Raw genomic sequence first — 14,356 nt, forward strand, 5'->3', positions numbered from 1 at the left:
GTCAGGGCAGGTGCGACTCGGGGACGAGCTGGAGCGCCTCGTCGTCGTCGAGCCCGGCGACGACGAGGAGGTCGACGACCATCGAGCGGACCTGCCCGCGGATCATCTCCGCCGAGAGCCCGGCCGTCGGGTCGACGCGCGCCGACAGCCCGGCCACCCGCTCGAGCACCGCGCGGGCGGCCGAGGGCGTGGCGTGCTCGTCGAGGACGCGGGCCAGGTCCTCGGCGGCGTCGGCCAGGGCGGCGACGAGGTCGACGTAGTGCTCGGGCACGTCCTCGGGCCGGGCGACGGCGACCGAGGCCCGGCGGGCGAGCACGCGCAGGTTGCGGACGCAGCGGTCGAGGGGGACGACGAGCCCCTGGGCCGCGTGGGCGGAAGGGGCGTGCCGGCGCAGGAACGGCGACTGGCGGACGATGGCGACGCCCTCGGCGGCGGCGACGCGCAGCTCGGTGAGCTGGCCCTCGAGGTCGCGCGCCTCCTCGAGCGCGGCGGTGGCCAGTGCCCGGTCGCGCCTTCGCAGGGCGGCGACGACGTCACGCAGCGTGGCGGCCACGTCGCGCACCATCCGGGCCGCCTCGGCGCGGGGCCGGCGGATGGGTGAGGTCGGTGCGACCGCCCCGATGAGCAGCGCCACGACACCACCGACGACGGCGTCGAGCCAGCGCGAGACCGCCCCGGTCTGGTTCGCGACGAGGGCGACGATGAAGACCGACTGCACCCCCGCCTGGATGACGATGAGCTGGCCGCTCGACAGCACCACGGCGATGCTCATCGCGAGGACCACGACCACGGCCATCTGCCAGGCCCCGTTGCCGAGACCGAGGACGATGACGTCACCGACGAGCACGCCGATGGCGACACCGACGGTCACCTCCACGATGCGGCGCAGGCGCTGCCCGTAGGTGAGCCCCAGGCAGATGATCGCGGTGACCGGGGCGAAGAACGGCACGGCGTGCCCGAGCAGGTGCTTGGCGACGAGCCAGGCGAGGAGGACCGCGACGCCGATCTGGACGAGCAGCACCCATCGGTCGCCGAGCCGGCGCAGGCCGCGGTCCAGGCCCGGACGCAGGGCGTCGGGGATCACGGGGCGACCGTGCGCAGGACGAGGTCGGCGTGCTCCCGTGGGCGGGAGGCGCCGTAGGCGGCGTCCTCCTGGGCGGCCCAGCGCTGCCAGTGCGGGGCGTAGGTCTCGCCGTCGCGGGAGAGGGCGCGGCGCCGGCGGACGTCGTCGGGCGCCTCGACCCAGACCCGCACGGCGGCGTGGGCGGCGGCCGGGGGCGTGAGGACGCCGCAGCCCTCGACGACGAGGAGGCGGCTGGTCGGGACGGGCACGACGCGGCCGGGCCGCGACCTCATCCAGTCCCACCGGCGGTAGGTGCCCGGCTCGTCGCGCGAGACCGGCTCGAGCAGGTCGGCGGTGAGGAGCTCGACGCCGTCGGCGAGGCCGTCCCAGCCGGGGTACACGTCGTCGAGGTGGACGACGGGGCACTCGAGGGTGGCGGCGACGGCGGTGCCGAGGAGGGTCTTGCCGCTCCCGCTGCGCCCGTCGACCGCGACGACGACCGTGGACCCGCGCGCCGGCGAGGCCGCGTGGGCCATGGCGACGACCGCCGCCACGTGGGTCGGGTCGGCCCGGTCGGTGCGCTCGTGCTCGAGGGACGGGGCGGCCATGGCCGCGAGCCTAGTGCTGGGTAGGTTGGGCGCATGTCCGTGGCGGTGCGCGTGATCCCGTGCCTCGACGTCGACGCCGGGCGCGTCGTCAAGGGGGTCAACTTCGAGAACCTGCGCGACGCGGGAGACCCCGTCGAGCTGGCCCGCCGCTACGGCGAGCAGGGCGCCGACGAGCTCACCTTCCTCGACGTCACGGCCAGCAGCGGCGCGCGCGAGACGATGTTCGACGTCGTCGCGCGCACGGCCGAGGAGGTCTTCATCCCCCTGACCGTCGGTGGGGGAGTGCGCACCGTCGACGACGTCGACCGCCTGCTGCGGGCCGGTGCCGACAAGGTCGGGGTCAACACCGCGGCCATCGCCCGGCCCGAGCTCATCGCCGAGACGGCCGACCGCTTCGGGGCACAGGTGCTCGTGCTGTCGGCCGACGTCCGACGGCGCCGCGACGAGTCCGGCTCTCCCGTGGGCGGGTTCGAGGTCACGACCCACGGTGGCCGCACCCGCACCGGCATCGATGCCGTGGAGTGGTGCGCGCGGGCGGCCTCCCTGGGGGCGGGCGAGATCCTCCTCAACTCGATGGACGCCGACGGCACCAAGGACGGCTTCGACCTCGAGCTCATCGCCCTGGTCCGCGCGGCCGTCGACGTGCCGGTCATCGCCAGCGGTGGCGCCGGAGCCGTGGGGCACTTCGCTCCCGCGGTGCGCGCGGGGGCCGACGCCGTCCTCGCGGCGAGCGTCTTCCACTTCGGCGAGCTGACCATCGGTCAGGTCAAGGACGCGCTGCGCTCCGACGGACTCCCCGTCCGCTGACTGCTTCGGTTCGAGGTGAAACCCGACCGCGAGAGCGTCGCCTTTCACCTCGACCCGATGGGTGCGACGCCGGTTCGAGGTGAAACCCGACCGCGAGAGCGTCGCCTTTCACCTCGACCCGAGGGGTGTCGGCGCTAGGAGACGCCGAGGTGGGCGGCGCGCAGGGCCGCGACGTCCTCGGGCGAGCCGTCGAGCTCGACCGCAGCAACCCGGATCCGGCCCATCGCGAGGAGCAGCAGCTCGACCGGCTCGCCGGTGGCGGTGACCACACGGTCCTCGGCCCCGGCGACCACCGGGGCGTGGCCTGGCGCGACGAGCCGGACGCCCACGGGGGAGCGGCGGACCATCAGCGACGCCGACTTCCGCAGCGCCGACAGGACGGCGCGCGCCGTGCGCTCGGGCACCTCGCGGCGCGGACCCACGGCCTCGTCACCGCGCAGCACGTCCTCGTGGTGCACGACGATCTCCACGGTGTTGAACAGGGCGTCGACCCGCTCGGCCCGTGCCGGCGACCACCACGGCGGGCCGGTGCGGATCGTCTCGACGAGGGCCGGCCAGTCGCCGCGGGCGATGCGGTCCTGCTCGTGCTCGGTCCAGCGCGACAGGGGAGGGAGCCAGATGCCGGCGGCGGCGTCGGGGCGCCGCTCGCGCACGACGAAGTGGGCCGCGAGGTCGCGGGTGCGCCAGGGGTCGCACAGCGTGGGCGCGTCCGGCCCCACGGCGTCGAGGGTGTCGCACCACGCCAGGCGCTCCAGCCGGGCGACGGGGGTCCGGGCGTCGGTCGTCATGGGGACCATCATGGGGCCGCGAGGCCCGAACCTCCGCGGTGGAACGCCGCGGCATCCCTAGACTCGCGATCGTGACCGCCTCGCGGGCCCGCGCCCTCCACCTCACCGTGGCCCTCGTCGCCACGGCCGCCCTCGTCCTCCAGACGGTGCTCGTCGTCCAGGGGTCGGCGGTGCTCGACGAGACGCAGGTCCCGCCGATGGCCACCCGGCTCGGCCGGCTCGTCTCCTACTTCACGATCCAGAGCAACCTGCTCGTGGCCGTCACGTCGTGGCAGCTGGCACGCGACCCGGGCCGCGACGGCCGCTGGTGGCGCGTCGTGCGGCTCGCCGCGGTCGTGGGGATCACCGTGACCGGCCTGGTGCACTTCGTGCTGCTGCGCCCGCTGCTGCACCTCGACGGCGCCGACTGGGCCGCCGACAAGCTGCTGCACATGGTGGTGCCGGTCCTCGCCGTGCTCGTGTGGGCACTCGTCGGCCCGCGCCCGAGATCCAGTGCGTCGACGGCGTGGTGGACCCTGGCCTGGCCGCTCGCCTGGCTGGCGTGGACCCTCGCGGTCGGCACCGTGAGCGGCTGGTACCCCTACCCCTTCCTCGACGCGCGCGAGAACGGGTGGGGCGCGGTCGCCATCGCCTGCGTCGGCATCACCGTGCTCTTCCTCGCCGTGGTGGCCGGGGCCCGTGCCGTCGACCGACGGCTGGCCCCGGCACCGACGGGTGGGCTCAGGCCGGCCACGCGAGCTGGGTGACCTCGCCACCGGTGATGGACGCCGTGGCGGCGACCTCGCCCTCCGGGAGTGGGCACAGCTCGTACTCGCCGGCCACGACGCTGGGGTAGACGAGCGAGAACGAGGTGCCCTCGGCCGTCGTCCGCTCCACGACACCCACGTGCGGGTACCGCGACGGCGCGTGGTCGTGCGCATGGCCGTGGGCGTGGTCGCCGTCGTCGCCGTGGTCGTGCGAGTGGTCGTGATGGTGGTGCGCGGCGTGCGCGTCCGCCGCCGTGGCGCCTCGGGGCCGGATCTCGACCTCGAGCCCGCGCGTGTGGGCGGGCATGCTCACGATGAGCGCGCCCACGTCACCGCCGATGTCGAGCAGCACCGGCCCCTGGCCGGCCGTCGGGTTCTCGGCGGTGGAGGTCTCCGTCGTCATGGGTCGTCCTCACTGGTGCGAAAGCGGCTGGGGGAGTGACCGGGTCGTCCGACCGGGCGCACGAAGCACACGGCCGGACGGCTCGGAGGAGGCCGGTGCTACGTCGCCCCACCCGGGGTCCCGGGGGTGGTCTGGTAGCCACCGGCCGGGGTGCCGAGGTAGGGGAAGACGGACAGCAACGGTGGGTTGGTGTTCGACGTCCCGTCCTTGATCACCGAGGTCGCACCGTCCGGGGTGAACGACGGGTCGACCAGTGGGATGGTCAGGCCGGCCACCGCGCGCAGCTCGACGGTCACGACGTCGTCGACGGGACGGCGGCCGTTGGGGAAGCCCGCGGCGTCCCCGGCGACGAGCCCGAGGGGGTTCGGGTTCGACGACGGCGGCACGGCGAGGTTGAGCCGGAGCATGTCGGCCTGGTTGGCCCCGGTGTAGTTCTGGAACCCGGGGACCACCCCCGTCGGGATGCCCGTGAGGAGGATGGCGAGCAGGTCGGCCCGCGGCTTGGTGTACCCCGCGAGGTTGGGGAACACCCCCGGGTAGAGCACCGGGAGCAGCCGGGCCAGCTCGGGCTTCGACACGTACGACGCGTAGACCGAGTCGTCGCTGGGCTCGTGGGCGTTCCACGCGTCCTTGCGGGCCATCGGGGTGATGACCTCGTTGAACAGGGGGTTGCCCAGCCGCGAGACCTGCTGGAACGGACCGGAGTTCACCGACCCGCGACCGTCCCGCTTGATGACCCTGGTCTTCTGGCGGCTGGCCGTGGCCCAGACGCCGACGACCGAGGTGGCGGCGCCGACATCCGTGGGGGTGACGTTGCCGACCGTGAGGTCGGACTTCGGCACCTGGATGGCGATGCTGTGGACGTTGAGCCCCTGCGTGCCGTTGACGCCGACCGCCGCCGCCGACGGGATGAGGTGCAGCATCTGGAACGGGCGCAGCGTGCCGAGGTCGAAGATGCTGCCGAGGTCGACGTTGAAGGCCTCGGCCCGCTGGCCGGCGAACACCGTGCGGCCACCCGCGATCCGGTGCACCGCCTGCTCGGCGAGCTCGGAGTAGTTCGGGGTGCTGCGCGGGCCCACGTTCACCGGCGGGCACGGCAGGTCCTTCGCCAGCTCCGTCCAGCCGCGCCCGCGCTGGTAGCGGGACACGCTGTAGTACTGCGGGCGGTTCCACGCCGGGTCCGAGATCGAGGAGATCGGGCCGGTGTTGTAGAGGAACGTCGAGGCGTTGCGGATCGTGGTGTGGAACCGGAAGCGGTAGGCGACGTCGGGCTCGCCGGCCTTGCCGGAGTTGCTGATGTTGATCTCGTAGCGCACGTCGTCGCCGAACTCGTAGAAGTTCGGCCCGCCCTGGGGGTTCTGGAACGGGATGAAGTTCGCGATGAGCGTGACGGTGTCGGCCTTGTCGGGGCTGACGAACGCGTAGACGTCGGTGTTGTCGGCGACCGGGTCCTTGGAGATCTCGGGGGCCTCGCGGTGGGAGGACATCAGGCCCGCCCCCCTGACGCCTTGACGAGCCGGCGGACCAGGGCGGGGTCGTGGATCTCGACCTCGTCCTCGCCGACCATCAGTGAGAGGACTCCCGATCGAGGGTCGTCGATGTAGGCGACGAGCACGGCGCCGTCCAGGGCCTCGAGGGCCTCCTCGCTCGACCGGGGTGACGCGCTCGCTCCGCCTGCGGTGGCGACGACGGCGACGGCCGTCCCGCTCCCGGCGGCCGCGAGGAAGCCGCGTCGTGTGGTACCTGCCATGGTGTGTCCCTTCAATGGGCGCAGGGCAGCCCCTGCGCTGCGGTGGGTCGCCGGCGAGGACCACGAGAGGTCCACATCGACCCGTGGGAGTTCGGCGCCGCGGGCAGATCGGATGGGACCCACGTCACATCTACACCTGTCGCGGACGCGGGTCCATGGCCCGATGTGACCGTCCGACGCCCGGGCCAGGCACCGGCGCCCGCGCCCCGCGCGGCACAATGACGGGGTGCCCGACACTCCCGAGCCGACCCTCGACCCCGCCGTCGCCTCGCGCCTGAAGCGCGACGACCACGGCCTCGTCGCCGCGATCGTGCAGCAGCACGACACCGGCGACGTCCTCATGCTCGGCTGGATGGACGACGAGGCCCTGCGCCGCACCCTGACCGAGGGACGGGTCACCTTCTGGTCGCGCAGCCGGCAGGAGTACTGGCGCAAGGGCGACACGAGCGGCCACGTCCAGCACGTGCGCTCGGTGGCGCTCGACTGCGACGGCGACGCCCTCCTCGTGCGCGTCGACCAGGTCGGCGCGGCCTGCCACACCGGCGACCGCACCTGCTTCGAGGCGGGCGACCTCGCCGCCACCACCGCCGAGGGAGCCGCGTGAGCACCACCGGAGCCGCCCCCGCCGCGGAGGCCCCCAGCCTCGGCTACGGCCAGACCTGGCCCTCCCTCGACGTCTTCGGCGTGCTCGCCCGCGACCGCCGCGTCATCCCCGTGGTCCGGCGCCTCATGGGCGACGCCGAGACGCCGGTCGGCGTCTACCGCAAGCTCGCCGGCGACCGCCCCGGCACCTTCCTCCTCGAGTCGGCCGAGCATGGCGGGGTGTGGTCGCGCTGGTCGATCGTCGGCGCCGCCAGCCGGGCCACGCTCACCGAGAAGGACGGCGAGGTCCACTGGGTCGGCGAACCACCCGTCGGCGTCCCCACCACCGGGCTCGCCACCGACGCCCTGCGCGCCACCATGGACGCCCTCGCCACCGAGCCCGTCGCCGGCCTGCCGCCACTCACCGGCGGGATGGTCGGCGCCATCACCTACGACGCCGTGCGCCGCTGGGAGAAGGTCCCGAGCACGACCCCTGACGAGCTCGGCCTGCCCGAGGTCGCCCTCATGCTCGCCACCGACCTCGCCGTCCTCGACCACACCGACGGCTCGATCCTCCTCGTCGCCAACGCGGTCAACTACGACGACACCGACGACCGGGTCGAGCAGGCCTGGGCCGACGCCGTCGACCGCCTCGACACGATGACGCGCGCCCTCGCCGCCCCGGCCGACAGCACCGTCGCCGTCGTCGACACCGAGGCCGTCGACCTCGCGATGGCCGGCATCACCTCCAACACCCCGCAGCAGCGCTACGAGGAGGTCGTCGAGCTGGCCAAGGAGGACATCCGCGCCGGCGAGGTCTTCCAGGTCGTCCTCTCGCAGCGGTTCTCGATGCCGTGCCCCGCCGACCCGCTCGACGTCTACCGCGCACTGCGGGCCGGCAACCCCAGCCCGTACATGTACCTCTTCCGGTTCCCGGCGCCCGACGGCTCCGACTACGCCGTCGTCGGCAGCAGCCCGGAGGCGCTCGTGCGGGTCACCGGCGACCGCGCCATCACGCACCCCATCGCGGGGAGCCGCCCGCGCGGGAAGACGCCCGAGGACGACGTCCGCCTCGCGGAGGAGCTGCTCGCCGACCCCAAGGAGCGCTCCGAGCACGTCATGCTCGTCGACCTCGGCCGCAACGACCTTCAGCGCGTCTGCCGCCCCGGGACGGTCGACGTCGTGGAGTTCATGGACGTGCGCCGCTACAGCCACGTCATGCACATCGAGTCGACGGTCGTGGGGGAGAAGCGGCCCGGGGCCAGCGCCTACGACGTGCTCGTCTCCACCTTCCCCGCGGGCACCCTGTCCGGGGCCCCCAAGCCGCGCGCCCTCGCCCTCATCGAGCAGTACGAGCCCTCGCGCCGCGGGGTCTACGGGGGAGTGGTCGGGTACCTCGACTTCCACGGCGACCTCGACATGGCCATCGCCATCCGCACGGCGGTCGTCAAGGACGGCGTCGCCCACGTGCAGGCCGGCGCCGGCATCGTCGCCGACTCGCACCCCACGCGCGAGCACGAGGAGTGCGTGCACAAGGCCACCGCGGCACTGCGGGCCATCGCCACGGCCGGCGCGATGAGGACGGTCACGTGAGGCGGCTCGGCGGCAAGGGACCGGTCGCCCTGCTCGGGCTGGTCGGCGCCCTCGCCCTGCTGGCGGTCGCGTTCCGCCCGTGGGTCTCCGGGGCGGTCGACGACGCCGTGCTCGGCGCCACCCGCATCTCCGCCACCGGCGACGAGGTGGCCCCCGGCCTCACCGCGGTCGCCCTCGCGGTCGCCGCGGCCGCCGTCGCCACCGTCGCCGGGGGACGCATCACCCGCGTCGTGGCCCTCGTCGGATGGGCGGGGCTGCTCACCGTCGCGGTCGGCCTCACCGTCCGTGTCGTGCTCGACCCCGACGGCGTCCTCGGGCCGGTCGCGGCGTCCCGCGTGGGGCGCACCGGCTCGGTGGAGACCGCGGCCGACCCCACCGCGTGGCCGTGGGTCGCCCTCGGCGCCGCGGCCCTCGCCCTGCTCGGCCTCGTCGGCGCGGTGCTCGGGATGGCTCGCTGGGCCGGGCCGAGCGCCCGCTACGAGGTCCCCGACGGCGCCGGTGGAACGGTCGCCGGACCCCGGGGAGAACGGGTCGGCAGCGACTGGGACGAGCTCTCCGCAGGTCGTGACCCCACCGATGTCGGTCCGGACCGCACGACCTGACAGAATCGGACGCGGACCACGTCGAGGGTCGCCGACCCCCACCCCGAGGAGTGACGCATGAGCCAGCACGAGGAGCACGAGGACCACGGGCACAGCGTCGCCGCGTGGACGACGGTGGGCATCCTCATCGTCGCCTCGGCGATCATGGCGCTGGCCGTGCTCTTCCCCAACCTCTGGCTCTTCGTCGGCGGCGCGGTCCTCGCGCTCGTCGGGGTCGTCGCGGGCAAGGTGCTGTCGATGGCCGGCTACGGCGCGGCCGGACGCCCTCGCGACGAGGCTCCCTCCATCCACTGACGAAGGCCACCGTGACCACCGTCCTGGACTCCATCGTCGCCGGGGTCCGTGAGGACCTCGCGGCCCGGGAGCGACAGACCTCGCTGTCCGACGTCGAGGCCGCCGTGCGCTCCGCCCGGCCGGCGCTCGACGCCGAGGCCGTGCTGCGCCGTCCCGGCCTCTCGCTCATCGCCGAGGTCAAGCGGGCCAGCCCGAGCAAGGGCGCCCTCTCGGACATCCCCGACCCCGCGTCCCTCGCGGCGCAGTACGCGGCCGGGGGAGCGAGCGCGGTCTCGGTGCTCACCGAGGCCCGGCGCTTCGGCGGCAGCCTCGCCGACCTCGACGCCGTGCGCGCCGCCGTCGACGTCCCGGTCCTGCGCAAGGACTTCATGGTCTCCGACTACCAGGTGCTCGAGGCCCGCGCCCACGGCGCCGACATCATCCTGCTCATCGTGGCCGCCCTCGACGACCACCAGCTCTCGCACCTGCTGCACCGGGCCGGCGAGCTGGGGATGACCGCCCTCGTCGAGGTCCACGACGAGGACGAGACCCAGCGCGCCGTCGACGCCGGCGCCTCGGTCATCGGCGTCAACGCCCGCAACCTCAAGACCCTGCAGATCCACCCCGACACGTTCTCCCGGCTGCGACCGCTCATCCCCGAGGGCGTCGTCACCGTCGCCGAGTCCGGCATCTCCGGACCGGAGGACGCCGCCGCCTACGCCGCGCAGGGGGCGGACGCCGTGCTCGTCGGCGAGGCCCTCGTGCGCACCGGCGACCCCCGCGCCGGCGCCGAGGCCATCGTGGCCGCCGGCGCCCCCACCGTGAAGGACTGACCGATGTCCGACGACACCCCCGCCCCCTCGACGCGCGACCTCGTGCCCGAGGAGCTGCCCCAGCCCGGGCGGTTCGGCCCGTTCGGCGGCCGCTACGTGCCCGAGGCGCTGATCCCCGCGCTCGAGCAGCTCGACGAGGCGCGCCAGAAGGCCATGCTCGATCCCGACTTCCTCGACGAGCTCGCCCGCCTGCACCGCACCTACACCGGCCGGCCGAGCATCGTCACCGAGGTCCCGCGGTTCGCCGCCCACTGCGGCGGGGCGCGCGTCGTCCTCAAGCGCGAGGACCTCAACCACACCGGCTCGCACAAGATCAACAACGTCCTGGCGCAGGCCCTGCTCACCAAGCGGATGGGCAAGACCCGCGTCATCGCCGAGACCGGAGCCGGCCAGCACGGCGTCGCCACGGCCACCGCCGCCGCGCTCATGGGCCTGGAGTGCCGGGTCTACATGGGCAAGGTCGACACCGAGCGCCAGGCCCTCAACGTCGCCCGGATGAAGATCCTCGGCGCCGAGGTCGTCCCGGTCGAGCACGGCAGCGCCACCCTCAAGGATGCCATCAACGAGGCCCTGCGCGACTGGGTCACCAACGTCGGCACCACCCACTACCTCATCGGCACGGTCACGGGCCCGCACCCGTTCCCCGAGATGGTCCGCGACTTCCACGCCGTCATCGGCGAGGAGGCGCGCGGCCAGGTGCTCGAGCTAGCCGGTCGTCTTCCTGACGCCGTGATCGCCTGTGTCGGAGGCGGATCCAACGCCATGGGCATCTTCCACCGGTTCATCGAGGACGAGGGCGTGCGGCTCATCGGCATCGAGGCGGGCGGCTCCGGCATCGAGAGCGGACGCCACGCAGCCCGCTTCGCCTCGGCCAGCCCCGGCGTGCTGCACGGCGCGATGAGCTACCTCATGCAGGACGACGACGGCCAGACCGTCGAGTCGCACTCGATCTCCGCCGGCCTCGACTACCCGAGCGTCGGCCCGGAGCACTCGTTCCTGCGCGACACCGGCCGGGCCGAGTACCGCTACGCCACCGACGACCAGGTGATGGAGGCGTTCTCGCTGCTCTGCCGCACGGAGGGCATCATCCCGGCGCTCGAGTCGGCGCACGCGCTGTGGGGCGCGATGGAGGTCGGCCGCGAGCTCGGCCCCGACGCCCTCCTGCTCGTCAACCTCTCCGGGCGCGGCGACAAGGACATGCACACGGCCGCCGAGTGGTTCGGCCTCGTGGACGGGCCGTCGTCGTGACCACCGCCACGCGCGGCGTCGAGGAGGTCCTGCGCCGCTGCCGCGAGGAGGGCCGGGCCGCGCTGGTCGGGTACCTCCCGGTGGGCTACCCCACGGTCGAGGGCTCCCTCGAGGCCATGCGGGTGCTCGTCGAGGCCGGCTGCGACATCGTCGAGGTGGGCGTGCCCTACAGCGACCCGCTCATGGACGGCGAGGTCATCCAGCACGCCGTCGCCACGGCGCTGTCCGGCGGCAGCCGGGTGGACGACGTCTTCCGCGCCACGGCCGCCGTGCGCGAGGCCGGGGCCGTCCCGCTCGTCATGACCTACTGGAACCTCGTGCTGCGCCGCGGGGTCGACCGCTTCGCCGCCGACCTCGCCGGGCACGGGGGAGGGGGCCTCATCACCCCCGACCTCATCCCCGACGAGGCGCAGGAGTGGCTCGACGCCAGCGACGAGCACGGGCTCGACCGCGTCTTCCTCGTGGCGCCCTCGTCCACGCCCGAGCGCCTGGAGAAGGTCACCCGGGCCTGCCGCGGCTTCGTCTACGCCGCCTCGACGATGGGCGTCACCGGCGCCCGCACGAGCGTCGACACCGACGCCCGCGGCCTCGTCGAGCGGGTCAAGGAGGTCACCGACCTCCCGGTCTGCGTCGGCCTCGGGGTCTCCACCGGGGACCAGGCCGCCGAGCTGGCCGGCTACGCCGACGGCGTCATCGTCGGGTCGGCCCTGGTCCGCGCGCTCGGCGGCGACGGGGAACTCCACGACCGCCTCGAGGCGTTGCGCGACCTGACGGCCGAACTGGCGCAGGGAGTGAGGAGCGGACGCAGGTGAGCACGGGCACCGAGCCGAGCACGGAGACCACCGCGGTGGCCGAGCCGGCCGACCGCCGAACCCGCGTCCTCGACCTCGTCGGGCTCCTCGCGCGCCTCTTCCTCGGCGCCGTCCTCGTCTACGCGGGGGCCGTGAAGATCGGCCACCCGGTCACGGCCCAGCGCGCCGTGCAGGCCTACGAGGTGCTCCCCACCGGCCTGGCCAACACCGTGGGGCTGGCCCTGCCGTGGGTCGAGGTGGTCCTCGGGGTGCTGCTCCTGCTCGGGTTGTTCACCCGCCCCGTCGCGGTGGTGTCGACGCTGCTCATGGCGGCCTTCGTCGTGGGCATCGCCCAGGCCTGGGCCCGCGGCCTGACCATCGACTGCGGCTGCTTCGGCGGCGGCGGCCAGATCGGCGCCGCCGACACCACGTACCCCCAGGAGATCGGCCGCGACGCGGTCTTCGCCCTCGCCGGGGCCTGGCTGTGGTGGCGACCCCGCACCCTCGCCTCGCTCGACCGCGTCCTGTTCGGATCCTGAAGGAGAACGCCCACGATGGCCAAGAAGCAGCCTCCCGCCCCGGCCTCGAGCCGCCAGGCGAAGATCCGCGCCGCCCAGGGGCCGCAGGGTGGGGGAGCGAACCGGGTCGTCGTCGCCGCCGTCGTGGTCGTCGTCGCGATCGTCGCCGTGGTCGGCGGTGTCGTGTGGTCGCAGTCGCAGAAGGACGCCGCTGCCGGGACCTCCACCGCCGTGCCGAAGGGCACCTCGATGGGGAAGGGCTACCGCGCCTTCGCCGACGTCACCCCCGTGGCAGGAGCCCCCACGGTCGACCTCTACGAGGACTTCCAGTGCCCGGTCTGCCGGCAGTTCGAGGGCGCGGTCGGGACCACCGTCACCGGCCTGGCCCAGCAGGGCAGGATCGTCCTGAACTACCACGTGCTCAACTTCCTCGACGACAAGCTCGGTGTGCAGTTCTCCACCCCCGCCGCCAACGGGGCGTTCTGCGCCGCTGCCGGCGGTCACTTCCAGGACTTCCACGACGCCGTGTACGCCGACCAGGCGCCGGAGGGCACCACGCTCGACGACGCCACCCTGCAGAAGTGGGCCGCGGCCGCCGGCATCAACGGTGACGCCCTCACCACGTGGAAGCAGTGCGTGGCCGACGGCACCTACACGCGCTACGTCACCTCGGTCAACGAGGCCGCCTTCGCCATCCCCGGGTTCGCCGGGACGCCCACCGTCGTCATCAACGGCACGACCGCGGACCTCGCGTCCGTGGCCACGCCCGAGGGCTTCACCGCCGCCATCCAGGGAGCCACCTCGTGACCCACCTCCTGCCCGCCACCATCCCGAGCCCGACCATCGGGGTGTTCCAGCTGGGCCCGCTGCCCCTGCGGATGTACGCCGTGTGCATCCTCATCGGCATCGTCCTCGCCGTCTGGCTCACCGGACGCCGCCTCGTGCCGCGTGGCTACGAGTCCGCGCAGGCCCTCGACGTCGCCGCCTGGGCGGTGCTGTTCGGCATCGTCGGCGGCCGGCTCTACCACGTCATCACCACGCCCGAGCCGTACTGGGGCGAGGGCGGCCACCCGCTCGACGCGGTCAAGATCTGGCAGGGCGGCCTCGGCATCTGGGGAGCGGTCGCGCTCGGTGCGCTCGGCGCGTGGATCGGCTGCCGCCGCCACGACATCTCCTTCCTCGCGTTCGCCGATGCCGCGGTGCCGGGTGTCGCGTTCGCCCAGGCCATCGGGCGGCTGGGCAACTGGTTCAACAACGAGCTCTACGGCGGTCCCACCGACCTGCCGTGGGGGCTGACCATCCACGAGTGGGACAGCTCGGCCGGGCGGGCCGTCGTCGACGCCGCGGGCAACCCCGTGGTCAAGGGCGTGTTCCACCCGACCTTCCTCTACGAGCTGCTCTTCCTCCTCGTCCTGGCCACGGCCCTGCTCGTCGTCGACCGGCGCCGCAGCCTCGCCCCCGGGCAGCTGTTCGGCCTCTACGTCGCGGGCTACCCCCTGGGCCGGATCGTCGTGGAGAAGATGCGCACCGACGAGGCCGAGCTCGTCCTCGGGCAGCGGCTCAACGTGTGGACGAGCATCGTCGTCTTCGCCCTCGGCGTGTGGATCGTGTGGTTCACCGGGAGGCGTGCCAAGCGGTCGGAGGCCGAGGCGCCGGCCGGGCCGCCGGAGGACGACGAGCGGCCCGACTCCCGCACGGAGGCGGAGCCGAAGTCCCAGGATGTGGGATAGCGCGGCTCGAAATGCAAGACG

At 73.9% G+C, this 14,356-nt stretch carries 18 protein-coding genes; 12 read left to right on the forward strand and 6 right to left on the reverse strand.

From position 1 onward, the window contains the following. Position 1: 1 nt before the first annotated feature. Positions 2-1,084: an aromatic acid exporter family protein gene (locus ACFLFB_RS09540; protein WP_392541937.1), complete on the reverse strand. Its 1,083-nt coding sequence runs from the start codon at positions 1,082-1,084 to the stop codon at positions 2-4. Continuing rightward, positions 1,081-1,671: a hypothetical protein gene (locus ACFLFB_RS09545; protein ID WP_392541938.1), complete on the reverse strand. Its 591-nt coding sequence runs from the start codon at positions 1,669-1,671 to the stop codon at positions 1,081-1,083. The genes ACFLFB_RS09540 and ACFLFB_RS09545 overlap by 4 nt, the downstream gene beginning before the upstream one ends. A 33-nt stretch (positions 1,672-1,704) precedes the next feature. Here ACFLFB_RS09545 and hisF point away from each other — a divergent pair, with 33 nt between their 5' ends. Then, positions 1,705-2,478: an imidazole glycerol phosphate synthase subunit HisF gene (gene hisF / locus ACFLFB_RS09550; RefSeq protein ID WP_392541939.1), complete on the forward strand. Its 774-nt coding sequence runs from the start codon at positions 1,705-1,707 to the stop codon at positions 2,476-2,478. A gap of 134 nt (positions 2,479-2,612) precedes the next feature. Here hisF and ACFLFB_RS09555 read toward each other — a convergent pair whose 3' ends face one another. Further along, entirely contained in the window at positions 2,613-3,266 is a 654-nt protein-coding gene (locus tag ACFLFB_RS09555; RefSeq protein WP_392541940.1) for a TIGR03085 family metal-binding protein, read from the reverse strand. Between the two features lie 71 nt (positions 3,267-3,337). On the opposite strand from ACFLFB_RS09555, the gene ACFLFB_RS09560 reads away from it, so the two are divergent. Next, complete coding sequence (locus ACFLFB_RS09560) at positions 3,338-4,012, forward strand: Pr6Pr family membrane protein (protein ID WP_392541941.1); 675 nt, start codon at positions 3,338-3,340, stop codon at positions 4,010-4,012. Here ACFLFB_RS09560 and ACFLFB_RS09565 read toward each other — a convergent pair. From ACFLFB_RS09565 to ACFLFB_RS09575, 3 genes are all read right to left on the reverse strand, one after another. Continuing rightward, positions 3,987-4,415 carry a hypothetical protein gene (locus tag ACFLFB_RS09565; RefSeq protein ID WP_392541942.1) on the reverse strand — a complete coding sequence of 143 codons (429 nt, stop codon included), beginning with the start codon at positions 4,413-4,415 and terminating at the stop codon, positions 3,987-3,989. The genes ACFLFB_RS09560 and ACFLFB_RS09565 overlap by 26 nt on opposite strands. Positions 4,416-4,513: 98 nt before the next feature. Then, entirely contained in the window at positions 4,514-5,902 is a 1,389-nt protein-coding gene (locus tag ACFLFB_RS09570; protein ID WP_392541943.1) for a DUF4331 domain-containing protein, read from the reverse strand. After that, positions 5,902-6,165: a twin-arginine translocation signal domain-containing protein gene (locus ACFLFB_RS09575; RefSeq protein ID WP_392541944.1), complete on the reverse strand. Its 264-nt coding sequence runs from the start codon at positions 6,163-6,165 to the stop codon at positions 5,902-5,904. The genes ACFLFB_RS09570 and ACFLFB_RS09575 overlap by 1 nt, the downstream gene beginning before the upstream one ends. A 226-nt stretch (positions 6,166-6,391) precedes the next feature. Between ACFLFB_RS09575 and hisI the strand changes: the two genes are divergently transcribed. The 10 genes from hisI to lgt are packed head-to-tail and all read left to right on the forward strand — an operon-like array spanning position 6,392 to position 14,335. After that, the gene (hisI, locus tag ACFLFB_RS09580; protein WP_392541945.1) at positions 6,392-6,769 is read left to right on the forward strand and encodes a phosphoribosyl-AMP cyclohydrolase; all 378 of its coding nucleotides are present in this window, start codon (positions 6,392-6,394) and stop codon (positions 6,767-6,769) included. Then, the gene (locus ACFLFB_RS09585; protein ID WP_392541946.1) at positions 6,766-8,340 is read left to right on the forward strand and encodes an anthranilate synthase component I; all 1,575 of its coding nucleotides are present in this window, start codon (positions 6,766-6,768) and stop codon (positions 8,338-8,340) included. Before hisI ends, ACFLFB_RS09585 begins: the two co-directional genes overlap by 4 nt. Next, positions 8,337-8,942, forward strand: coding sequence for a Trp biosynthesis-associated membrane protein (locus ACFLFB_RS09590; protein WP_392541947.1), 606 nt, complete (start codon positions 8,337-8,339; stop codon positions 8,940-8,942). Before ACFLFB_RS09585 ends, ACFLFB_RS09590 begins: the two co-directional genes overlap by 4 nt. A gap of 57 nt (positions 8,943-8,999) precedes the next feature. Further along, positions 9,000-9,236, forward strand: coding sequence for an HGxxPAAW family protein (locus tag ACFLFB_RS09595; RefSeq protein WP_392541948.1), 237 nt, complete (start codon positions 9,000-9,002; stop codon positions 9,234-9,236). 11 nt (positions 9,237-9,247) lie between these two features. Continuing rightward, positions 9,248-10,048: an indole-3-glycerol phosphate synthase TrpC gene (gene trpC / locus ACFLFB_RS09600; RefSeq protein ID WP_392541949.1), complete on the forward strand. Its 801-nt coding sequence runs from the start codon at positions 9,248-9,250 to the stop codon at positions 10,046-10,048. 3 nt (positions 10,049-10,051) lie between these two features. Then, positions 10,052-11,296, forward strand: coding sequence for a tryptophan synthase subunit beta (gene trpB, locus ACFLFB_RS09605; protein WP_392541950.1), 1,245 nt, complete (start codon positions 10,052-10,054; stop codon positions 11,294-11,296). Then, on the forward strand, positions 11,293-12,108 hold the full coding sequence (gene trpA / locus ACFLFB_RS09610; RefSeq protein ID WP_392541951.1) for a tryptophan synthase subunit alpha: 816 nt from the start codon (positions 11,293-11,295) through the stop codon (positions 12,106-12,108). Before trpB ends, trpA begins: the two co-directional genes overlap by 4 nt. Continuing rightward, positions 12,105-12,626, forward strand: coding sequence for a MauE/DoxX family redox-associated membrane protein (locus tag ACFLFB_RS09615; RefSeq protein WP_392541952.1), 522 nt, complete (start codon positions 12,105-12,107; stop codon positions 12,624-12,626). The genes trpA and ACFLFB_RS09615 overlap by 4 nt, the downstream gene beginning before the upstream one ends. 15 nt (positions 12,627-12,641) lie before the next feature. Next, positions 12,642-13,412, forward strand: a complete 771-nt coding sequence (locus ACFLFB_RS09620) for a DsbA family protein (protein WP_392541953.1) — start codon at positions 12,642-12,644, stop codon at positions 13,410-13,412. Next, positions 13,409-14,335, forward strand: coding sequence for a prolipoprotein diacylglyceryl transferase (gene lgt / locus ACFLFB_RS09625; RefSeq protein WP_392541954.1), 927 nt, complete (start codon positions 13,409-13,411; stop codon positions 14,333-14,335). The genes ACFLFB_RS09620 and lgt overlap by 4 nt, the downstream gene beginning before the upstream one ends. Positions 14,336-14,356 lie beyond the last annotated feature (21 nt).

Origin of the sequence: Oryzobacter telluris, assembly GCF_043099285.1 — a bacterium.
GTDB classification, from domain to species: Bacteria; Actinomycetota; Actinomycetes; order Actinomycetales; family Dermatophilaceae; genus Oryzobacter; species Oryzobacter telluris.